Origin of the sequence: Pseudomonas sp. (assembly GCF_032058845.1) — a bacterium.
GTDB lineage: Bacteria > Pseudomonadota > Gammaproteobacteria > Pseudomonadales > Pseudomonadaceae > Aquipseudomonas.
Genome location: NZ_DAMCCR010000004.1, coordinates 15,157 through 36,753, shown reverse-complemented (window position 1 = coordinate 36,753; position 21,597 = coordinate 15,157). Strand labels below are relative to the sequence as shown.

Here is a 21,597-nt window from a genome sequence, read left to right as displayed (position 1 = left end):
AGCATACCACCGGGCCAGGACGCGTCGCAGTTGACGGGCATCAAGCAAAGGCGTCCGATAGAGGGCTTGTCTGCACCCACTGTCTTCCACCCCACTGTCTACCGGAGTGAACCATGGCCCAGCGAATCCAGTTCAGCCAGCACGGCGGCCCCGAGGTCCTGCAATGGGTCGAATTCGACCCCGCCCCACCGGCCGCGCAACAGGTGCGCGTGCGCAACCACGCCATTGGCCTGAATTTCATCGACACCTATTTCCGCAACGGTCTGTATGCACCGCCGTCTCTGCCCTCCGGGCTGGGCACTGAAGGGGCCGGTGTGGTCGAGGCGGTGGGCGAGGGCGTGACCCGCTTCAAGGTCGGCGAGCGCGTGGCCTACGCCACTGGGCCATTGGGCGCGTACAGCGAAGTGCACACCTTGCCTGAAGCCAATCTGGTCAAGCTGCCGGACGCCATCAGTTTCGAGCAGGCCGCTGCAGTGATGCTCAAGGGCCTCACGGTGCAATACCTGCTCAAGCAGACCTACGCCGTAAAGCCGGGCGAAGTGATTCTGTTCCACGCCGCCGCCGGGGGCGTCGGCTCGCTGGCCTGCCAGTGGGCGGCAGCGCTGGGCGCGAAGGTGATCGGGACCGTGAGCAGCGCCGAGAAGGCCGAACGGGCCAAGGCGCTGGGCGCTTGGGAAACCATCGACTACAGCCACGAGGACGTGGCCAAGCGGGTACTGGAACTGACCGATGGGCAGAAAGTGCCGGTGGTGTATGACGGGGTAGGCGCCGATACCTGGCTGACCTCGCTCGATTGTCTGCAACCGCGTGGGCTGATGGTCAGTTTCGGCAATGCCTCCGGCGCGGTCAGCGGCGTGAACCTTGGCATCCTGTCGCAGAAGGGCTCGCTGTACGTCACTCGGCCAACCCTGGCGACCTACGCCAACACCCCGGAAAACACCCAGGCCATGGCCGACGATCTGTTCGCCATGATCGCCAGCGGCAAGGTGAAGGTGGACGTGCAGCAGCAGTTCGCGCTGCGTGATGCGGCCAAGGCGCAGGCCGAGTTGTCGGCGCGGCGCACGATGGGCTCGACGGTCCTGGTGCCATAACGGGTCGGTTCGCCGTCGTGGACCTGAGCGTTAGCGGCGAGGGTGGCGCTCGAAATACGGTCTGTCAGACAGCGAATGGGTTCGACCCCGCGCTGCCGAGGTCGAGCCGGCTTTGCCGGCCCTCGCGGGTGAACCCCACACACGAAGAAATCAGCCTGGACGCACGACCTCGCCGGTGATCAGGTCACGAATCACGCTGGGGTTCTTGCGCCCGCCCAAGGCGCCGCCCAGTACGTGATCGAGCTGCCCATGGAAGTACTGCTCCACGCGCAAGCGGGTCTTGGCTGCCGGGCGTCCGCCCGGGTTGGCTGAGGTCGAGATCAGCGGGCCGACCAACGCACACAGCTCACGCACCTGCGGATGGTCGCTGACGCGCAGGGCAACGCTGTCATGCTCACCGGTCACCCATTCAGGCAGCAGGTCCTGATGCGGCACCAGCCAGGTATTGGGCCCGGGCCAGGTTGCGCTCATGCGGTCGATCCACTCTTCGGGGAAATCCTCGAACAGGAAGTCGAACTGGCGGATGTTGTCGGCCACCAGAATCAGGCCTTTGTGCAGGGGCCGTGACTTGAGTGCCAACAGGCGATGCACGGCGTCCTCGTCCCAGGGGTCGCAGCCCAGGCCCCAGACCGCTTCCGTCGGATAAGCAATCACCGCCCCCGCGCGAATCTCACGTGCGGCTTGTTGCACACGCCAACTGCTCACCATTTGCTGTTTCTCCGCATTCAAGGCCGAGGCGCAGTTTACTTAGCCGGAGCGCGCAAACCAACGGCCGGCTTCACAGCTGACTTTGCCATCGATCTCAAGTTCGCTGAGGCTGGCCAACACCTCGCTCAGCGCCCGACCACTGCTCAGCGCCAGGCCTTCGCTGGTGAGCGGGGCCGCGTGCAGCAGCACCAGCAGCGGATCGGTCGCTGGCGCGGGTGTGCCAGCAGCCGGTGCCGGCGGCAGGTTCTGCCAGCCGCTCAAGGTGTCGAGAATCTGTTGAACGCTCTCGACCAGCAATGCGCCATCGCGGATCAGCTGGTGACAGCCCTTGGACCCCGGATGGTGGATCGACCCTGGAATGGCATACACCTCGCGGCCCTGTTCGGCAGCAAGCCGGGCGGTGATCAACGAGCCACTGGCCAGCCCTGCCTCGACCACCAGCACGCCCAGCGACAGCCCGCTGATGATGCGGTTGCGCCGGGGAAAATTGGCCGGCATCGGCCCGGCCTCGAGCGGATAGTCGGAAACCACCGCCGAACCGCATTCGGATATCTGCCGGGCAAGGTCGCGGTGGCGCTGTGGATAAAGTTTTTGCAGGCCGCTGCCGAGGACCGCAATCGTGCGACCGCCAGCGTCCATCGCCGCACGGTGAGCGGCGCCGTCAATGCCCAGGGCCAGGCCACTGGTGATGGTGAAACCGGCCTTGGCCAGGCAGCGAGAAAACGCGGCGGCGGTGTCCAGCGCCGGCGGCGTTGCACGGCGGCTGCCGACCAGGGCCAATTGCGGTGTGTCCATCAGGCTTGGGTCGCCGGCCACGAACAACAACGGTGGGGCGTCGGGGATTTCCGCCAGCAAGGCGGGGTAGCGAGGGTCGTCCCACATCAGCAAATGCTGGGCCGGACGCTCTAGCCAGGCCATTGCGGCGGTGGCAGAGGCGCGTACCTCGGGGCTGCGCCGGGCATCGCTGCTGGCCGCAGGAACGCCCAGCGAGCGCCAGGCCGATGCAGGCGCGGCAAGCGCCGAGCTGGCACTGCCAAAGGCTGCGATCAGCGTCTGGAAGCGTCGCGGGCCGATCTCGGGCAGGCTGTGCAAGCGCAGGCGCGCTTGCAGTTCAGCAGGCGGGCAGGTTGGGTAGAGGTCAGTCGACATGAGCGATCATCCTTGATCCAGAGCGGTTGCAGCAGGCTGCACAACCTGTGGATAACTCTGTTGATAATAGTTTGAAAACCTGTCGATCAAACAGGCCGGAAAATGACCGTTGAAACCCTAGCCGACCTTTGCCAGGTGATGAATCGGCTGATTCCCTTTATTATGTGTGTCCAGTTTTCAACCGACCGCACAGTGACTGCCTGACCTTATGGCCATTTTGAACATCCTCGAATTTCCGGACCCGCGCCTGCGCACCATCGCCAAACCGGTGACGGCGTTCGATGACGCCCTGCGCCAGCTGATCGATGACATGTTTGAAACCATGTACGAAGCGCCGGGTATCGGTCTTGCTGCCTCGCAGGTCGACGTGCACCTGCGCCTGGTGGTGATGGACCTGAGCGAAGACCGCAGCGAACCGCGCGTCTTCATCAACCCAGAGGTCGAAGAGCTGACCCACGACATGGGCCAGTACCAGGAAGGCTGCCTGTCAGTGCCCGGCTTCTACGAGAACGTCGACCGCCCGATGCGTGTGCGCATCAAAGCGCAAGACCGCGACGGCAAGCCGTACGAGCTCGAAGCCGAAGGGCTGCTGGCGGTGTGTATCCAGCACGAACTGGACCACCTCAATGGCAAGCTGTTCGTTGACTACCTGTCGCAGCTCAAACGCGACCGAATCAAGAAGAAGCTGGAAAAGCAGCACCGCCAGCAGGCCTGACCCCCACCTTCCAGAAGGCTTGCTGCGGCAAGCCTTCTTCTTTTCCGAAGCGAGAACGTGATGCGCATTGTCTTTGCGGGCACCCCAGAGTTTGCCGCCGAACACCTCAAGGCCCTGCTCGACAGCCCCTACCAGGTGGTGGCCGTCTATACCCAGCCGGACCGCCCGGCCGGTCGCGGCCAGAAGCTCATGCCCAGCCCGGTCAAGCAGTTGGCCGCGGCCCATGACATCCCGGTCATGCAGCCGCCCACCTTGCGCAACGCCGACGCCCAGGCCGAGCTTGCCGCGCTCGAACCCGACCTCATGGTGGTGGTGGCCTACGGCCTGATCCTGCCCCAGGCGGTGCTGGACATCCCGCGCCTGGGCTGCATCAACAGCCATGCGTCCCTGCTGCCACGCTGGCGCGGTGCAGCGCCGATCCAGCGCGCCGTGCAAGCGGGCGATGCCCAGAGCGGCGTGACCGTGATGCGCATGGAAGCGGGCCTGGACACCGGTCCCATGCTGCTCAAGGCCGTGACGCCGATAAGCGCCGACGACACCGGCGGCAGCCTGCACGATCGTCTGGCGCAGATGGGTCCGCCTGCCGTTATCCAGGCCATCGCTGGCCTGGCCGACGGCTCGCTGCAGGGCGAGGTGCAAGACGATGCACTGGCCACCTACGCGCACAAGCTGAACAAGGACGAAGCGCGCCTCGACTGGCGCCAGCCGGCTGTCGAGCTGGAGCGCCTGGTGCGCGCCTTCAACCCCTGGCCGGTCTGCCACAGCACGCTCGACGGCGAAACCGTGAAGATACTCGCAGCCAGCGTGAAGGCGGGTCAAGGCGCCCCGGGGCAGATTCTGTCGGCCAGTAAAGACGGCCTGCTGGTCGCCTGCGGTGACCAGGCCCTGAGCCTGACTCGCCTGCAACTGCCTGGCGGCAAGGCGCTTGCCTTCAGTGACCTGTTCAACAGCCGCCGCGAGAAATTCGCTGACGGCAAGGTGCTGGGCCAATGAATCCACGGTTGGCTGCCGCCCGCGCCCTCGCTGCCGTGCTCAGCGGCAAGGCCTCGCTGAACAGCGCCTTGCCGGCGCAACTGGACAAGGTCGACGAGCGCGACCGAGGCCTGACCCAGGACCTCGCCTTCGGCACCGCCCGCTGGCAGCCGCGCCTGGACCTGCTCGCCGCGCAATTGCTGCAGAAGCCGTTCAAGGCGGCGGATGCCGATGTTCAGGCGCTGCTGCTGGTCGGCCTGTACCAGCTGTTTTACACCCGCATCCCGGCCCATGCCGCGCTGGGTGAAACCGTCGGCTGCGCTGACAAGCTGAAAAAGCCTTGGGCCAAAGGCCTGCTCAACGCCGTGCTGCGCCGCGCACAGCGTGAGGGCGCCGACCTGTTGGCCGGCCTGGAACGCGACCCCGTGGCGCGCACCGCCCATCCGCGCTGGCTGCAAAAGTCGCTCAAGGCCTTCTGGCCAGAACAGTGGGAAGCCATCTGCGCCGCCAACAATGCGCACCCGCCGATGATCCTGCGGGTCAACCGCCGCCATCACGCGCGCGACGCCTACCTGGCGCTGCTGGCCGAGGCGGGCACTGGCGCCACGGCCTGTCGCTACAGCCGCGATGGCATCGTGCTCGACACCCCGTGCGACGTACGCAGCCTGCCGGGCTTTGCCGAAGGCTGGATCAGTGTGCAGGACGAAGCCGCGCAGCTGTCGGCCGACCTGCTCGAGCTGGCCCCCGGTCAGCGCGTGCTCGACGCCTGCTGCGCGCCGGGCGGCAAGACCTGCCACCTGCTCGAAGCCGAACCGGGCCTCGCGCAGATGGTGGCCATCGACCTGGAAGCCAAACGCCTGGTGCGCGTGCGCGAGAACCTCGGCCGGCTGCAGCTCGATGCGCAACTGATCGCCTGCGACGCCCGCGACACCGCCAGCTGGTGGGACGGCACGCCGTTCCAGCGCATCCTGCTCGACGCGCCCTGCTCGGCCACTGGCGTGATTCGCCGCCACCCCGACATCAAGCTGACCCGCCAGCCCGAAGACATCCCGGCACTGGCCAACCTGCAAGGGGAACTGCTCGATGCGCTCTGGCCAACCCTGGACGTCGGCGGCATGCTGCTGTATGCCACCTGCTCCAGCCTGCCCACCGAGAACACCGAGGTGATCGCCGCGTTCCTCGCCCGCACCCCCGGTGCCCGCGAGCTGGACCTGGCCACCGAGGCCGGCCTGCGCCAGCCACACGGGCGCCAGTTACTGGCCCAGGAAGGCGGCCACGACGGTTTCTACTACGCCAAACTGATCAAGATCGCCGCCTCGCGCGGATAACAACAAAAGGCAGAACCAGCCGATGAAGATCATCATCCTCGGCGCCGGTCAGGTGGGCGGCACGCTCGCGGAAAACCTGGCCAGCGAAGCGAATGACATCACCGTGATCGACACCGATGCCGAGCGCCTGCGCAACCTCGGCGATCGCCTCGACATTCGTACCATCCAGGGCCGCGGCTCGCTGCCCACGGTGCTGCGCCAGGCCGGCGCGGAAGACGCCGACATGCTGGTGGCGGTGACCAACAGCGACGAAACCAACATGGTCGCCTGCCAGGTCGCCTACACCCTGTTCCACACCCCGACCAAGATCGCCCGGGTGCGCGAGGCGGCATACCTGACGCGCACCGAGCTGTTCGACAACGAGGCGATTCCCGTCGACGTGTTGATCAGCCCCGAGCAGGTGGTGACTCACTACATCAAGCGCCTGATCGAGCAGCCCGGCGCACTGCAGGTCATCGACTTCGCCGGCGGCAAGGCGCAACTGGTGGCGGTCAAGGCCTATTACGGCGGCCCGTTGGTGGGCCAGCAACTGCGCCAGATTCGCGCGCACATGCCCAACGTCGACACCCGCGTAGCCGCGATCTTCCGCCGCGACCGGCCGATCAAGCCGCAAGGCGACACGGTCATCGAGGCCGACGACGAAGTGTTCTTCATCGCCGCCAAACGCGATATCCGCGCCGTCATGGGCGAGCTGCGGCAAATCGATGAGAGCTACAAGCGGGTGGTGATCGCCGGCGGCGGGCAGATCGGCGAGCGCCTGGCAGAGGCCATCGAGAGCCGCTACCAGGTGAAGATCATCGAAGTGAATCCGGCCCGCTGCCGGCACCTGTCCGACACGCTGGAAAGTACCGTGGTGCTCCAGGGCAGCGCCTCGGACCGAGACTTGATGCTCGAGGAAAACATTGCACAGGCCGATGTGTTCCTGGCCCTGACCAACGACGACGAGGCCAACATCATGTCGTCCTTGCTGGCCAAGCGCCTGGGCGCGCGCAAGGTGATGACGCTGATCAACAACCCGGCCTACGTCGACCTGGTGCAAGGCGGCGACATCGACATCGCCATCAGCCCGCAACTCGCCACCATCGGCACACTGCTGGCGCATGTGCGTCGGGGCGACATCGTCAGCGTGCACTCCCTGCGCCGTGGCGCGGCGGAAGCCATCGAGGCCGTGGCGCATGGCGATGCCAAGTCGAGCAAGGTGGTGGGCAAGGCGATTGCAGAGATTTCGCTGCCGCCGGGGACCACCATCGGCGCCATCATCCGCGCCGAGCAGGTGCTGATCGCGCACGATGTGACGGTGATCGAAAGCGGCGACCATGTGATTCTGTTCGTTGTGGATAAAAAACACATTCGTGACGTGGAAAAGCTGTTCCACGTGGGGCTGAGTTTCTTCTAGGAGAGGGCAATGCGCGAATCACTGGAAAAGATGCTGGCCAAGGGTGTGGATAACCCGCTGCTGCGTTTCGGCCTGGGCAAGGCCTGGCTCGATGAGGGCAACGGCAGCGAAGCTGCGCAACACCTGGCCCGCTGCGTGGAGCAAGACCCGAAATACTCGGCCGCCTGGAAGCTGTTGGGCAAGGCGTATCAGCTGGCGGGTGATGTCGCGGCGGCACGCAAGGCCTGGGAGGAGGGCGTAGCCGCGGCGCAGGCCCATGGCGACAAGCAGGCCGAGAAAGAGATGACCGTGTTTCTCAAGAAGCTTGATAAAGCGCGGTAACAACGCCCTCCGCCAGCACCTGCGGCAGGTATGGGGCCGGCAGAGCCGACCCAAGACTGCGATCACTGTCTGCCTGCTATTGCGCGTTGCTTGAGTCAGGCCGGCGTTGCCGGCCATCGCGGCTGAAGCCGCTCCCACACGGACCGCGTTGCTGTTGAAGAAAGCCTGATCCGACCGTTTGTCGGCCCTTAGGGAAAGACAGCTGGCTCCCACCCGATCGCGGCAGGCCTGACGAAATCATTTCAGGAGACGAATGCGATCCCGGTTGGAGCGACTTCAGTCGCGATGGGCCGCAAAGCGGCCCCAATGGCCTCATACCCGCCAGACGGGTGGAGCCAGGCTCACTCCAGGCGCCACCGCCTGCTCAATACCAGCGCGCTTCCCCGGCCGGGCGCTTCTTGAAGCGCTTCATGCTCCACATGTACTGGCTCGGATAGGCCCGGACATAACGCTCCACCACCTGGCTCATCGCCGCTGCGGACTCCGCAGCGTCCAGGCTGTACATGGCCTCGGGCGCTGCCTCCAGGATCACCTTGAAGCCCGAGCCATCGGGCAGGCGCAGGGCGTGCAGGAACACGCCGACCGCCTTGCCACCGGCGAGCATGTTCGGCACGAACTTGCTGGTCAGCGCCTGGGTGCCGAGGAACGGCACGAAGACCCCGGCAGATTCTGCGGGCTCCGGATCAGCCGGAATCCCTACCTGGCCACCGCGGCGAACCTCCTTGATGACACTGAGAATGCCTTCCTTGGTGGAGGGCGCGACCCGGTTGCCCATCTGCACACGTTGTTCACGCAGCAGGTCGTCCACCGCCTTGAGCTTGGGCGGCCGGTAGAAGATGATCGGCTTGCACTGGCTGCAATAGAAATGATTGAGCACTTCCCAGTTACCCAGGTGGCTGGTGATGCCCACTACGCCCTTGCCAGAGGCCAGCGCCTGCTCCAGCACCTCCAGGCCCTCGACCTCCTTGACCAGGTCGATCGAGCGCTGCGGCGCCCAGATCCACGCGCAGGCGCTTTCCACGAACGACTTGCCGATGTCGCGCAGGGCGCGCCCGACCAACTGCTCGCGTTCGATCGGGTCCATCTCCGGGAAGCACTTGGCCAGATTGATCCGCACCACATTGCGCGAACCGGTGGGCAACTTCCACATCAGCCATCCCATGCCAGCGCCCACACGCTGCACGCCAGCCCACGGGAGCTTGGCGAACAGGCGCAAGGCCCCGACCATCACGGCGCCTTTGAATTTTTCCACAGGAGGATTCCTTATGACTGCAAGCCGCGCATTGTAACCCTCAGCGCACCAGCTCGGCGTAGCGATCGCAATCGGTGGTGTGGTCCATGACCATGCCCGTGGCCTGCATCAGGGCGTAGCAGATGGTCGGGCCGACGAAGGTGAAACCGGCCTTCTTCAAGGCCTTGCTCATGGCGGTGGCCTGTTCGGTAAAGACCGGGATCTCGCTGCGGTCGACGAAATGATTGACCTTGGGCTCGCCCCCGACGAACGACCACAGCCACTCGGCGGGGTTATCCACAGCCAGCCAGGCCTGCGCATTGCGCCGCGCGGCGTTGAGCTTGAGGCGATTGCGGATGATGCCGGGCTCCTGCATCAGTTCCTCGATTCGCGCATCGCTCATCTGCGCCAGTTGCACCGGATCGAACCCGTAGAGCACTTCGCGGTAGCGTTCGCGTTTGCGCAGCACGGTGATCCACGACAACCCGGCCTGGAACCCTTCGAGCAAAAGCATCTCGAAGAGCAACGCCGGATCACGCCGCGGCGTACCCCATTCATGGTCGTGATAGGCCTGATACAACGGATCGTCGGTACACCAAAAGCAGCGTGGCATAAGGCTCCAATACGTAGAGGGCGAGGCGAATCGGGTTATACTCCCGCTCTTTACATCCGCATCCCCAGATACAGGTGAATTTCGTGAGCCAGCCTACGCCAGCCGTGCGTACCTTCCAAGACTTGATCCTCGCCCTGCAGAAGTACTGGGCCGAGCAAGGTTGTGTGGTGCTTCAGCCCTACGATATGGAAGTAGGCGCCGGCACTTTCCATACCGCCACCTTCCTGCGCGCCGTCGGCCCGGAAAGCTGGAACGCGGCCTATGTGCAGCCAAGCCGCCGTCCTGGCGACGGGCGGTATGGCGAGAATCCCAACCGCCTGCAGCACTATTACCAGTTCCAGGTCGTGCTCAAGCCGAACCCCTCCAATTTCCAGGAGCTGTACCTCGGCTCGCTGAAGTCGATCGGTCTTGATCCGCTGGTGCACGATATTCGTTTCGTCGAAGACAACTGGGAGTCTCCGACCCTCGGTGCCTGGGGTCTGGGCTGGGAAATCTGGCTGAACGGCATGGAAGTTTCGCAGTTCACCTACTTCCAGCAGGCTGGCGGCATCGAGTGCTACCCGGTCACCGGTGAAATCACCTATGGCCTGGAGCGCCTGGCCATGTACATCCAGGGCGTCGATTCGGTCTACGACCTGATCTGGGCCGATGGCCCGTTCGGCGTGGTCACCTACGGCGACGTGTTCCACCAGAACGAAGTGGAGCAGTCGACCTACAACTTCGAGCACGCCAACGTCGAGAAACTGTTCGAGCTGTTCGACTTCTATGAAAGCGAAGCCAACCGCCTGATCAAGCTGGACCTGCCGCTGCCGACCTACGAAATGGTCCTGAAGGCCTCGCACACCTTCAACCTGCTCGATGCCCGTCGCGCCATCTCGGTCACCGAACGCCAGCGCTACATCCTGCGCGTACGTACCCTGGCCCGTGACGTGGCACAGAGCTACCTGATGGCACGGGCGCGCATGGGCTTCCCCATGGCGACCCCTGAACTGCGTGATGAAGTGTTGGCCAAGCTGGAGGTTGCACAATGAGTGCCCACGATTTCCTGATTGAACTGGGTACCGAAGAGCTGCCCCCGAAAGTGCTGGCCGCCCTCGGCGATGCACTGCTGGCCGGCATCGAAAAAGGCCTGCAGGGCGCTGGCCTGGGCTACGCCGGCAAACAGGTGTATGCCGCGCCACGGCGCCTGGCGGTGCTGATTCGCCAGCTCGAGCTGCAGCAGTCCGACCGCAGCATCAACATCGATGGCCCGCCCCGTCAGGCTGCCTTCGACGCCGACGGCAACCCGACCCAGGCCGCACTGGGCTTCGCCAAGAAATGCGGTGTCGAGCTGGCCGAGATCGACCAGAGCGGCGCCAAGCTGCGTTTCTCCCAGCACATTCCGGGCAAAGCTACCCGCGACCTGCTGCCGACCATCGTCGAAGATTCCCTCAACGACCTGCCGATTCCCAAGCGCATGCGCTGGGCGGCGAGCCGTGAAGAGTTCGTGCGTCCACCGCAATGGCTGGTGATGCTGCTTGGCGACGACGTGGTGGATTGCACCTTGCTGTCGCAAAAGGCTGGTCGGCACTCGCGGGGTCACCGCTTCCATCATCCGGAACCCGTGCTGATCAGCAGCCCGGCAAATTATGCCGAAGACCTGCGCAAGGCTTCGGTCATCGCCGATTTCGCCGAGCGCCGCGAGCTGATCGCCAAGCGCACCCACGAGCTGGCCCGCCAGCACGGCGGCAGTGCCATCGTGCCGCCTGCGCTGCTCGATGAAGTGACGGCGCTGGTGGAATGGCCGGTGCCGCTGGTGTGCTCGTTCGAGGAACGCTTCCTCGATGTGCCGCAGGAAGCGCTGATCACCACCATGCAGGACAACCAGAAGTATTTCTGCCTGCTCGATGACGACGGCAAATTGCTGCCGCGCTTCATCACCGTGGCCAACATCGAAAGCCGTGATCCGCAGCAGATCATTCACGGTAACGAAAAGGTCGTGCGCCCACGCCTGACCGACGCCGAGTTCTTCTTCAAGCAAGACAAGAAGCAGCCCCTGGAAACCTTCAACGAGCGGCTGAAGAACGTCGTCTTCCAGGCCCAGTTGGGCAGCGTCTACGACAAGGCAGTGCGTGTTTCCAGGCTGGCTGCACTGATCGCCCCCCGCATCGGTGGCGACGCCCAGCGTGCTGCCCGCGCCGGCCTGCTGTCCAAGTGCGACCTGGCCACTGAAATGGTCGGCGAGTTCCCGGAAATGCAGGGCATCGCCGGTTACTACTACGCCGTCAACGATGGCGAACCTGATGACGTCGCCAAGGCCTTGAACGAGCAGTACATGCCGCGTGGCGCTGGTGCCGAACTGCCGGAGACCCTGACCGGTGCGGCGGTGGCCATTGCCGACAAGCTCGACACCCTGGTCGGCATCTTTGGCATTGGCATGCTGCCGACTGGCAGCAAAGACCCGTACGCCCTGCGGCGTGCCGCATTGGGTGTGCTGCGCATCCTCATCGAGAAAAAGCTCGACCTCGACCTGACCGAAGCGGTGCAGTCGGCCGTGGCCCAGTTCGGCAGCACGGTGAAGGTGCAAGGCCTGAGCGAACAGGTGCTGGAATTCATCTTCGATCGCCTGCGTGCACGTTACGAAGACGAAGGCGTCGATGTGGCCACCTACCTGTCCGTCCGGGCCCTCAAGCCCACCTCTGCACTGGACTTCGACCAGCGCGTGCAAGCCGTGCAGGCCTTCCGCAAGCTGCCGGAAGCCAACGCCCTGGCCGCAGTCAACAAGCGCGTCTCGAACCTGCTGAGCAAAGCCGAAGGCGCGATCTCGCCCCAGGTGGAACCGAAGTATTTCGACAATGCCAACGAGTTCTCGCTGTACTCAGCCATCCAGCAGGCCGACCACGCCGTGCAACCCATGGCCCAGGCACGCCAGTACAGCGAAACCCTCGCCCGCCTGGCCGCCTTGCGTGAGCCGGTTGACGCCTTCTTCGAGGCAGTGATGGTCAATGCCGAGGATGCCAAGGTGCGCGCCAACCGTTACGCCTTGCTCAGCCGCCTGCGCGGTTTGTTCCTGGGTGTTGCCGACATCTCGCTGCTGGGGTGAGCCTTGAAGCTGCTGATTCTTGACCGGGACGGGGTGATCAACTTCGATTCCGACGCGTACATCAAGTCGGTGCAGGAGTGGATTCCCATTCCCGGCTCGATCGAGGCGATTGCGCAGTTGAGCAAGGCCGGCTGGACGGTGGCGGTTGCCACTAACCAGTCCGGCCTGGCGCGCGGCTACTATTCGGCAGACACGCTGGAGGCCATGCACGCGCGCTTGCGCGCGCTGGTGGCCGAGCAGGGCGGGGCGGTCGGGCTGATCGTGCACTGCCCACATGGTCCGGACGAGGGCTGCGCCTGCCGCAAGCCCAAGCCGGGCATGCTGGAGACGATCGCTGCGCACTATCAGCATGCGCTCGAAGACGTCTGGTTCGTGGGCGACAGTCGCAGCGACCTGGACGCAGCGCTTGCCGCAGGCGCGCAACCGGTGCTGGTCAAGACCGGCAAAGGCGAGCGCACCCTGAGCAAGGGCGTGCCGGCTGGCACATTGATTCATGACGATCTGGCCAGCGTGGCCAGAGCCCTAATTTAAACAGTGCGCCGTTGCGGCGCGCTTTTTCTCAGGCGGGCAGGTCCCGCAACGGTACATGTCACTATGTCGATCCTGCAGGCGATCAGAATCTTTCTTTTTTACCTGCTGCTGGGCAGCAGCTCGCTGCTCTGGTGCACGCTGAGCTTCTTCATCGCGCCGTTCCTGCCGTTCCGCCAGCGCTATCGATTCATCAACGTCTACTGGTGCCGCTTCGCCGTTCTGCTGACGCGGGTGATGCTGGGCATTCGCTACAAGATCACGGGCGCTGAACATGTCCCGCAAACGCCTTGTGTGATCCTGTCCAATCACCAGAGCACCTGGGAAACCTTTTTCCTGTCCGCCTATTTCTCGCCGCTAAGCCAGGTGCTCAAGCGCGAGCTGCTCTACGTGCCGTTCTTCGGTTGGGCCATGGCCATGCTGCGGCCTATCGCCATCGACCGGGACAACCCGAAAGCGGCCCTGCGCCAGGTGGCCAAGAAGGGTGATGAACTGCTCAAGCAAGGCATCTGGGTACTGATCTTCCCCGAGGGCACCCGTGTACCTCACGGTGAAATCGGCAAGTTCTCGCGCGGGGGCACTGCGCTGGCGGTCAACGCCGGCCTGCCAGTGCTGCCGATTGCACACAATGCCGGCAAGTTCTGGCCCAAGTCAGGTTGGGGCAAGCGGGCAGGGGTGATCGAGGTGGTGATCGGTGAGCCGATGTACGCAACAGGCGAGGGCCCACGTGCCATTGCCGAGCTCAATGAACGCGCTCAGGCCTGGAATGAAGCCACTCAGCGAGCGTTGGGTTCGTTGCCCGTTTTGACGGAAAACGTGCCCGAGCAGGTTGCTTGACCAATCTGTGGATAAGATGTGAGCAACTTTCCTGAAGATGCGTCAAATCAATATCTAAGTATTTGAAATAGCTGGTTATTTTTATCGAACAGTTTTTTCCGAAAATCGTGCATAAGTTTTTTCGGATTTGAAAAACCGGCGCTTGCGTCGGTTTTTTTGTGTCTGCTGTTTTAGCGATTTTCTGCGTCTCGGATGATCGGCCAAGACATCCCGCGATCCCGCCTGAAAAAAGCTGAAAAGCAACGTATTGGATGCTCCTCGCAGTAGACGTCTGCCGCTATGATCGTGGCGATTGACCACGAGCGTTCTCAAGGGAGTGAGAGATTGACGACTGATTACAACATCGCGCTGATGGTAGGGGCGGGCCTTAGTTTTACAGCAGCCTTGCTGCACCTTGGCGTCATTGCAGGCGGGCCAGCCTGGTATGACTGGCTTGGAGCAGGGAAACGCTTCGTCAGGGCTGCTGAAGCGGGTAAACGCTATCCCGCTGTCATTACTCTCGGCATCGCTGTCGTGCTCACGGGGTTCGGCGTGTACGCGCTGTCAGGGGCAGGCGTGGTGCCACCCTTGCCAACACTTCGCCCGGCACTGTGTGCCATCACGCTGTGCTACCTGGTACGTGGGATCGCGGGCCCTATCGCACTGCGCGGGTCTGGGCGATCTCCACGCTTCATCTGGGTCAGTTCAGGGATTTGTCTGATCTATGGAGTAAGTCATGGCATTGGGTTGGCGCAGGTGTGGGATCTGATTGGCCAGCGCTGAGTCAGGTCCATATCCCGAGCATAAAAAAATGCCCCGAACCTGGGTCCGGGGCATTTTTCAATCGGCCATCCGCGGACTTAGAAGTCCAGGTTGGACACCGACAGGGCATTGCTTTCGATGAATTCGCGACGTGGCTCGACCGCATCACCCATGAGGGTGTTGAACAGCTGGTCAGCACCAATGGCGTCTTCGATCGTGACCTTCAGCATGCGGCGCACTGCAGGGTCCATGGTGGTTTCCCACAGCTGGTCGGGGTTCATCTCGCCCAGACCTTTATAGCGCTGAATGGTGTGCCGCTTGGTCGACTCATTCATCAGCCAGTTCAGCACGTCCTTGAACTCCGACACCGCCTTGCGGCGCTCGCCTCGTTTCACGTAGGCGCCTTCACCGAACAGGGTGCTGAGCTTGTTGCCGATATTGACCACCGAGCGGTAGTCATTGCTGCCGAAGAAGTCGCGGTTGAACGTGACATAGCTGGCCAGGCCGTGGGATGTGATCTCCACCTCAGGCAACCAGACGCTGCGCTCCTTGTCCTCACGCAATGTGGCTTTGTAGGCCAGGCCAGAACGCTGGGTGCCAAGCAGGCGCTCTTGGTAGTTGGCCAGCCAGGCTTGCATGTGCGCGTGATCGCCGAGCTGCTCCTGGGTGATTTCGGTCATGTAGATGAAGTGCTCGGTGAGCTCTTCGGGATACAGACGCGACAGGCGCTTGAGCGTTTTCATCACCGCGCGGAAATCGTTCACCAGGCTTTCCAGCTGAACACCCGACACTGGTGGCGCTGACTCGTCCAGGTGCAGGCTCGCATCTTCCAGGGCCGACTGGGTCATGTATTCCTCCATGGCCTCGTCGTCCTTGATGTATTGCTCGTGCTTGCCCTTCTTGACCTTGTACAGCGGCGGCTGAGCGATGTAGATGTAACCGCGCTCGACCAGCTCCGGCAACTGACGGAAGAAGAAGGTCAGCAGCAGGGTACGGATGTGCGAACCGTCCACGTCAGCATCGGTCATGATGATGATGTTGTGGTAGCGCAACTTGTCGATGTTGTACTCATCGCGGCCGATACCACAGCCCAGTGCGGTGATCAGCGTGCCCACTTCCTGTGACGAGATCATCTTGTCGAAGCGTGCTTTCTCGACGTTGAGGATCTTGCCCTTGAGCGGCAGGATCGCTTGCGTGCGGCGGTTACGGCCTTGCTTGGCCGAGCCGCCTGCGGAGTCACCCTCCACCAGGTACAGTTCGGAGAGGGCAGGGTCCTTCTCCTGGCAGTCAGCCAGCTTGCCCGGGAGACCGGCGATATCCAGTGCGCCTTTACGACGGGTCATCTCGCGCGCTTTACGTGCCGCTTCACGCGCCCGTGCGGCATCGATCATCTTGCCGACCACAGCCTTGGCTTCGTTGGGGTTTTCCAACAGGAAGTCAGAGAAGTACTTGTTCATCTCTTGCTCGACGGCGGTTTTCACCTCCGAAGAGACCAGCTTGTCCTTGGTCTGCGAGCTGAACTTGGGGTCTGGCACTTTCACCGAAATGATCGCGGTCAGGCCTTCGCGGGCGTCGTCACCGGTGGTAGCGACCTTGTTCTTCTTCGCCAGGCCTTCCTGCTCGATGTAGTGGTTCAGGCTACGGGTCAGGGAAGAACGGAAACCGACAAGGTGGGTGCCACCATCGCGCTGAGGAATGTTGTTGGTGAAGCACAGCAGGTTTTCGTTGAAGCTGTCGTTCCACTGCAACGCCACTTCAACCCCTACACCGTCATCGCGCTGTACCGAGAAGTGGAATACCTGGCTGTTGACCGGCGTCTTGTTGGTGTTCAGGTATTCAACGAATGCGCGCAAGCCGCCTTCGTACTTGAAGAACTCTTCCTTACCCGAACGCTCGTCTTTGAGCAGGATGCCCACGCCGGAGTTGAGGAACGAGAGTTCACGAATCCGCTTGGCCAGAATGTCCCAGCTGAAGTGGATGTTCTTGAAGGTGTCAGCCGAAGGCTTGAAGTGAATGTGCGTGCCGGTGGTTTCGCTTTCACCCACGACGGCCATTGGTTCCTGGGGTACACCATGCACATAGGTCTGTTCCCAGATCTTGCCACTGCGGCGAACGGTAAGGATCAACTGCTCGGACAGCGCGTTCACTACGGAAACGCCAACCCCGTGCAGGCCACCAGACACCTTGTACGAGTTGTCGTCGAACTTACCGCCAGCGTGCAGCACGGTCATGATGACCTCGGCTGCGGAGACGCCTTCTTCTTTGTGCACGTCAACCGGAATACCCCGGCCATTGTCCCGAACGCTGATGGACTCGTCGGGGTGAATGATGATCGTGATGTCGTCACAGTGACCAGCGAGGGCTTCGTCGATCGAGTTGTCGACGACCTCGAAGACCATGTGGTGCAGGCCGCTACCGTCATCGGTATCGCCAATGTACATGCCGGGACGCTTGCGCACGGCATCCAGCCCTTTCAACACCTTGATGCTGGAAGAGTCGTACGTTTGATTTTCGCTCATGCCTTCACTCCCGATGGTCGTGGGTCTGGGTGATACGGCCTTGTTCCACGTGGAACAAGGCGACTGGCGTTTCCTTCTGCCAGCTCTCCCGCAGAAATTCGTGGTCTACACAGGTGATGAAAACCTGACAGTTCAATTCTTCAAGCAAGCGGCACAGAGCGCGTCGATGCTGCTCGTCCAGTTCAGAGGGCAAGTCATCGACCAGATAGATGCATTGACCGCGACGCGTCTGGTTGACCAGGTGACCCTGGGCAATGCGCAGCGCACAGACCACCAGCTTCTGCTGGCCCCGTGAAAGGATGTCGGCAGCGTTGTGCGCGCCCAGTCTGAGGCGCAAGTCAGCACGTTGAGGACCGGCTTGGGTATGTCCCATTTGCTGGTCACGCTGAAGCGATGTGGCCAGGACTTCAGACAGCGATCGATCTTTGTCCCATCCTCGGTAGTAACTGAGGGTCAAACCTTCAAGATCGAGCAACTCACTCAAGGTCTTTTCAAAGACCGGCTTCAAGGCCGCGATATAGCTGCGACGGTACTCATCTATCTCCGCGCTGGACGCACTCAATTCGCGGTCCCAGGCAGCTTGCGAAACGGCGTCAAGTGTACCATGCCGCAGCCACGAGTTCCGCTGCCTCAAGGCCTTCTGCAGGCGTTGCCAGGTGGCCATGAAGCGGGGTTCCACGTGGAACACTCCCCAGTCGAGAAACTGCCGACGTACCTTGGGTGCGCCTTCCAGAAGGCGGAAGCTGTCTGGGTTGATCAACTGCAGCGGTAACAGCTCGGCAAGCTGCGCGGCACTGCGAGCGTTCTGCCCATCGATACGAATGGTGAAGTCGCCCTGACGTTCTCTGGATACACCCAGGTTGCTGGTGCCGCCTTCGCTCAAGGCGACCTGGCCAAAAACCGTGCAGGTCGGTTGTTCGTATTGAATCACCGGGTTGAGACGAACACTGCGGAATGAACGCGCCAGGCCCAACAGGTGAACAGCCTCCAGCACACTGGTCTTGCCGCTGCCGTTGTCGCCGTAGAGGATGTTGATTCGAGGGGAGGGGGAGAGTGTCACCGGGTGCAGATTGCGCACCGCGGTGACCGAAACGCGTAGAAGGGACATAGAGGCGTCAGTGCGGTTACAGACGCATCGGCATGACGACGTACGACGAATCGTCGTTGCCAGCTTCCTGCAGCAGCGCACTGCTGTTGGAGTCCGAGAGGATCAACCGCACCTGCTCGGTGGTCATCACACCCAACACGTCGAGCAAGTAGCTGACGTTGAAGCCGATCTCCAGGGAGGCGCCGTTGTAGTCGACGCTGATCTCTTCTTCGGCTTCTTCCTGCTCGGGGTTGTTGGCCTGAATCTTCAGCTGTCCGCTCGCCAGTTGCAGGCGAATCCCGCGGTATTTCTCGTTCGAGAGAATCGCGGTACGGCTGAAGGCTTCGCGCAGCGCCTGACGATCACCGATGACGAGCTTGTCGCCACCTTTAGGCAACACGCGCTCATAGTCGGGGAATTTGCCATCGACCAGCTTGGACGTGAAGGTGAACTCACCGGTAGTGGCACGAATGTGATGCTGGCCCAGAACGATGCTGACCATGCCTTCGGGATCGGTCAGCAGACGTGCCAGCTCCAGAATACCCTTGCGCGGCACGATCACCTGGTGACGCTCAGCGTGACCAATGCTCGCCTGCATGGCGCAGAGCGCCAGGCGGTGGCCATCGGTGGCCACTGCGCGCAGGGTATCGGTAGAGACTTCCAGCAGCATGCCGTTGAGGTAATAGCGAACATCCTGCTGCGCCATGGCAAAGCTGGTGCGCTCGATCAGACGACGCAGTTTGCTTTGCTCGAGGTTACAGGTCAGCGAACCCGGACCTTCCTCGACGTTGGGGAAGTCGTTGGCCGGCAGTGTCGATAACGTGAACCGGCTGCGGCCGGCCTTGACCAGCAACTTCTGCTCATCGAGCTTGATGTCGATCAGCACATCGCTTGGCAGGCTCTTGCAGATGTCCATCAGCTTGCGCGCTGGAACGGTGATCTCACCAGGCTCAGCTGGCTCTTCCAGTTGCACGCGGCCTACCAGCTCCACTTCCAGGTCGGTACCGGTCAGTGACAGTTGCTGACCCTCGACGACCAACAGCACGTTGGAGAGGACCGGCAAGGTCTGACGGCGCTCGACGACCCCTGCGACCAGTTGCAGGGGTTTCAACAAAGCTTCGCGTTGAATGGTGAAATGCATGGTCTAGTCCCTTGCCTTCAATAAGCAGTGCACGTACGCATCAGGTGGTCAGCGTGCGTAGCAGGTTCTTGTAGTCCTCGCGGATGTCCGCGTCGGATTCCTTGAGTTCGTTGATCTTTCGGCAGGCATGCAAGACCGTTGTGTGGTCCCGGCCACCGAACATGTCGCCTATCTCGGGCAGACTGTGGTTGGTCAGCTCCTTGGACAGGGCCATGGCTACCTGGCGTGGGCGAGCGACCGAACGTGAGCGGCGTTTGGACAACAGATCGGAGATCTTGATCTTGTAGTAGTCCGCCACAGTGCGTTGGATGTTATCCACACTCACCAGCTTGTCTTGCAGCGCCAGCAGATCCTTGAGCGATTCGCGGATCAGCTCGATGGTGATGTCCCGCCCCATGAAGTGCGAATGGGCAATGACACGCTTGAGCGCACCTTCGAGTTCACGCACGTTCGAACGGATGCGTTGGGCAATGAAGAAAGCAGCATCGTGCGGCAGGTCGACCTTCGCCTGGTCGGCCTTCTTCATCAGGATCGCAACGCGGGTTTCCAGCTCAGGCGGTTCCACTGCAACCGTCAGGCCCCAGCCGAAGCGGGACTTGAGCCGCTCTTCCAGGCCTTCGATTTCCTTCGGGTAACGGTCGCTGGTGAGAATCACCTGCTGGCCACCTTCGAGAAGGGCGTTGAAGGTGTGGAAAAACTCCTCCTGGGAACGCTCCTTGCGGGCGAAGAACTGGATGTCGTCGATCAGCAGGGCATCCACCGAGCGGTAGAAGCGCTTGAATTCGTTGATCGCGTTCAACTGCAGGGCCTTGACCATGTCAGCGACGAAGCGCTCCGAATGCAGGTAGACCACCTTGGCATTGGGGTTCTTCTTCAGCAGATGGTTACCCACAGCATGCATCAAGTGGGTTTTACCCAAGCCCACACCACCATAAAGGAACAGTGGGTTGTAGCCATGCTTGGGGTTATCCGCGACCTGCCAGGCAGCCGCTCGCGCCAACTGGTTCGATTTACCTTCGACGAAGGTTTCAAAGGTGAAGGTGCGGTTCAGGTAGCTGGTGTGCTTGAGCGCACCTTCAACCTGCACGGTGCGTTGCTCGGTGCGCGCGCTGGGTGCGGGCGTGGGCGCGGTTTCACCCATGGCATCGAAGCTGTCACGCGAAGAGGCCAGGTCAACCTGGTTGACCTGGGCAAACTCGACAGTGGGCTTATTCACAGGCTCGCTGGCCGGCACGCTCGGAGGCGGCGGCGCCACCTGCTGCTGGTGAGCTGCAGCCATTGCCGCACTGACCGGCGCATTGGGTGCGGCCCGAGGCGCAGAACTGCGCCGGCTGCCGATCAACAGCGACAGCGCAGGGGCCATGCCATCGCCGCGCTCGCCAATCAGCTCGAGCAGACGGCCAAGGTACTTTTCATTGACCCAATCGAGCACGAAGCGGTTTGGCGCATAGACACGCAGCTCGGTGCCTTCGGCCTCGACCTGTAGTGGGCGGATCCAGGTATTGAATTGCTGGGCAGGCAGCTCATCGCGCAAGAGCTCGACGCACTGCTGCCAAAGTTCCACTGACACGGATATCCCCTGAATTTGAGAGCCGCTAAGGCCAAGACAAGCCGGCTATTGTACCCATGCAGAGGAAACTTATCCACATGAGGTTGCCCGATCTTCCATGATGAAAGCGCCATTTTTTGACGTATATGGCGTTTAAGCCTGTGAATAAACCCTGTGGATAACGCTACTTGAGGGCTATGCACAACCCAGTGGATCAGCTTGTGCATAACCTGCATGTGGATAACCAGCCTTGTTATGCACAGCTTGAAAGCAGCCCCCGCACAGCCGCAGCACGCGTTTCCGACAGGCTTTCAAATCGCTGTAACCCTCATGATCAAAGGCCTTTGCGAGGTTATCCACAGAAACAGGCGTCCTTAAGAGTTATAGATTCTTTAAAAAAGCTTTTTATATCTCTCTCTTTATTTTCAATGTTGATCGGTTGGTCCGTGGGTGGGAACCCTGACGTGCCATCACGCGTTCCAGACCCTCGGATGCCGCCCATAAGGAAAGGCTGGTTGGAAATTGACCTATGGCGTTGCTTTCTCTAGAATCGCCGGTCTCTTAAAAAGGGGTCATTCCGACCCGTTGT

General features: G+C 62.0%; 19 protein-coding genes. 11 read left to right on the top strand and 8 right to left on the bottom strand.

The window, feature by feature from the left end:
• The first annotated feature begins 113 nt into the window (after positions 1-113).
• On the top strand, positions 114-1,091 hold the full coding sequence (locus tag RT028_RS01540; protein WP_312931645.1) for an NADPH:quinone reductase: 978 nt from the start codon (positions 114-116) through the stop codon (positions 1,089-1,091).
• Between the two features lie 150 nt (positions 1,092-1,241).
• On the opposite strand, the gene RT028_RS01535 is transcribed toward RT028_RS01540, so the two are convergent.
• Positions 1,242-1,799, bottom strand: a complete 558-nt coding sequence (locus tag RT028_RS01535) for an L-threonylcarbamoyladenylate synthase (RefSeq protein WP_312931640.1) — start codon at positions 1,797-1,799, stop codon at positions 1,242-1,244.
• Between the two features lie 39 nt (positions 1,800-1,838).
• Entirely contained in the window at positions 1,839-2,948 is a 1,110-nt protein-coding gene (gene dprA, locus RT028_RS01530) for a DNA-processing protein DprA (protein WP_312931638.1), read from the bottom strand.
• 208 nt (positions 2,949-3,156) lie between these two features.
• Here dprA and def point away from each other — a divergent pair, with 208 nt between their 5' ends.
• Genes def through RT028_RS01505 form a run of 5 tightly spaced genes read left to right on the top strand, consistent with a single transcriptional unit; the run spans position 3,157 to position 7,680 of the window.
• Positions 3,157-3,663, top strand: coding sequence for a peptide deformylase (gene def / locus RT028_RS01525; protein WP_312931636.1), 507 nt, complete (start codon positions 3,157-3,159; stop codon positions 3,661-3,663).
• Between the two features lie 60 nt (positions 3,664-3,723).
• Positions 3,724-4,656: a methionyl-tRNA formyltransferase gene (gene fmt, locus RT028_RS01520; protein WP_312931635.1), complete on the top strand. Its 933-nt coding sequence runs from the start codon at positions 3,724-3,726 to the stop codon at positions 4,654-4,656.
• Positions 4,653-5,963, top strand: coding sequence for a 16S rRNA (cytosine(967)-C(5))-methyltransferase RsmB (gene rsmB / locus RT028_RS01515; protein ID WP_312931634.1), 1,311 nt, complete (start codon positions 4,653-4,655; stop codon positions 5,961-5,963). Before fmt ends, rsmB begins: the two co-directional genes overlap by 4 nt.
• A gap of 22 nt (positions 5,964-5,985) precedes the next feature.
• Positions 5,986-7,359 (top strand): Trk system potassium transporter TrkA, encoded by a 1,374-nt coding sequence (trkA, locus tag RT028_RS01510; protein WP_312931632.1) that lies wholly within the window; start codon positions 5,986-5,988, stop codon positions 7,357-7,359.
• Positions 7,360-7,368: 9 nt separating this feature from the next.
• Positions 7,369-7,680, top strand: coding sequence for a tetratricopeptide repeat protein (locus RT028_RS01505; RefSeq protein ID WP_312931630.1), 312 nt, complete (start codon positions 7,369-7,371; stop codon positions 7,678-7,680).
• 364 nt (positions 7,681-8,044) lie between these two features.
• Here RT028_RS01505 and RT028_RS01500 read toward each other — a convergent pair whose 3' ends face one another.
• Positions 8,045-8,932, bottom strand: coding sequence for a lysophospholipid acyltransferase (locus tag RT028_RS01500; protein ID WP_312931629.1), 888 nt, complete (start codon positions 8,930-8,932; stop codon positions 8,045-8,047).
• A 40-nt stretch (positions 8,933-8,972) separates the two neighbouring features.
• On the bottom strand, positions 8,973-9,524 hold the full coding sequence (locus RT028_RS01495) for a DNA-3-methyladenine glycosylase I (RefSeq protein ID WP_312931627.1): 552 nt from the start codon (positions 9,522-9,524) through the stop codon (positions 8,973-8,975).
• Between the two features lie 83 nt (positions 9,525-9,607).
• Between RT028_RS01495 and glyQ the strand changes: the two genes are divergently transcribed.
• The 5 genes from glyQ (at position 9,608) to RT028_RS01470 (ending at position 14,733) form a co-directional block, all read left to right on the top strand.
• Positions 9,608-10,555, top strand: a complete 948-nt coding sequence (glyQ, locus tag RT028_RS01490) for a glycine--tRNA ligase subunit alpha (protein WP_312931625.1) — start codon at positions 9,608-9,610, stop codon at positions 10,553-10,555.
• The gene (gene glyS, locus RT028_RS01485; RefSeq protein WP_312931623.1) at positions 10,552-12,606 is read left to right on the top strand and encodes a glycine--tRNA ligase subunit beta; all 2,055 of its coding nucleotides are present in this window, start codon (positions 10,552-10,554) and stop codon (positions 12,604-12,606) included. Before glyQ ends, glyS begins: the two co-directional genes overlap by 4 nt.
• A gap of 3 nt (positions 12,607-12,609) precedes the next feature.
• A complete protein-coding gene (gene gmhB / locus RT028_RS01480) occupies positions 12,610-13,137 on the top strand; it encodes a D-glycero-beta-D-manno-heptose 1,7-bisphosphate 7-phosphatase (protein ID WP_312931621.1) in 528 nt (175 codons plus the stop codon).
• 63 nt (positions 13,138-13,200) lie between these two features.
• Positions 13,201-13,971: a lysophospholipid acyltransferase family protein gene (locus RT028_RS01475; RefSeq protein ID WP_312931619.1), complete on the top strand. Its 771-nt coding sequence runs from the start codon at positions 13,201-13,203 to the stop codon at positions 13,969-13,971.
• 324 nt (positions 13,972-14,295) lie between these two features.
• Positions 14,296-14,733 (top strand): hypothetical protein, encoded by a 438-nt coding sequence (locus RT028_RS01470; protein WP_312931617.1) that lies wholly within the window; start codon positions 14,296-14,298, stop codon positions 14,731-14,733.
• A gap of 77 nt (positions 14,734-14,810) precedes the next feature.
• On the opposite strand, the gene gyrB is transcribed toward RT028_RS01470, so the two are convergent.
• Genes gyrB through dnaA form a run of 4 tightly spaced genes read right to left on the bottom strand, consistent with a single transcriptional unit; the run spans position 14,811 to position 21,029 of the window.
• Complete coding sequence (gyrB, locus tag RT028_RS01465) at positions 14,811-17,231, bottom strand: DNA topoisomerase (ATP-hydrolyzing) subunit B (protein ID WP_312931615.1); 2,421 nt, start codon at positions 17,229-17,231, stop codon at positions 14,811-14,813.
• A 4-nt stretch (positions 17,232-17,235) separates the two neighbouring features.
• Entirely contained in the window at positions 17,236-18,339 is a 1,104-nt protein-coding gene (gene recF / locus RT028_RS01460; RefSeq protein WP_312931774.1) for a DNA replication/repair protein RecF, read from the bottom strand.
• A gap of 16 nt (positions 18,340-18,355) precedes the next feature.
• A complete protein-coding gene (gene dnaN, locus RT028_RS01455; RefSeq protein ID WP_312931612.1) occupies positions 18,356-19,459 on the bottom strand; it encodes a DNA polymerase III subunit beta in 1,104 nt (367 codons plus the stop codon).
• Between the two features lie 40 nt (positions 19,460-19,499).
• Positions 19,500-21,029, bottom strand: coding sequence for a chromosomal replication initiator protein DnaA (gene dnaA / locus RT028_RS01450; protein WP_312931611.1), 1,530 nt, complete (start codon positions 21,027-21,029; stop codon positions 19,500-19,502).
• Positions 21,030-21,597: the final 568 nt, after the last annotated feature.